We start from the raw sequence: 260 nt of genomic DNA, 5'->3' as shown, positions 1-260 counted from the left end.
GCGGCCGACTTCGGCTGGTTCGCCTACTCCCCGCTGTCGGACGCGGTCCGCAGCCCGGGCATCGGCGCCGACATGTGGATCATGGGTCTGGCCTTCTCCGGCTTCGGCACCATCCTCGGCGCGGTCAACTTCATCACCACGATCATCTGCATGCGTGCCCCGGGCATGACCATGTTCCGCATGCCGATCTTCGTGTGGAACGTGCTGCTGACCGCCGTGCTGGTCCTGCTCGCCTTCCCGGTCCTCGCGGCCGCGCTGTT

Annotated in this window: 1 protein-coding gene; it reads left to right on the top strand. The window is 67.3% G+C overall.

What is annotated here, in order from left to right; all coding sequences use genetic code 11:
- Positions 1 to 260: cbb3-type cytochrome c oxidase subunit I (locus IO33_RS45485; protein WP_037687652.1), on the top strand; the 260-nt coding region annotated here is incomplete at both ends.

Origin of the sequence: Streptomyces durhamensis, assembly GCF_000725475.1 — a bacterium.
In the GTDB taxonomy this organism is placed as follows: domain Bacteria; phylum Actinomycetota; class Actinomycetes; order Streptomycetales; family Streptomycetaceae; genus Streptomyces; species Streptomyces filipinensis.
This window is presented reverse-complemented; position numbering and strand designations above follow the sequence as displayed.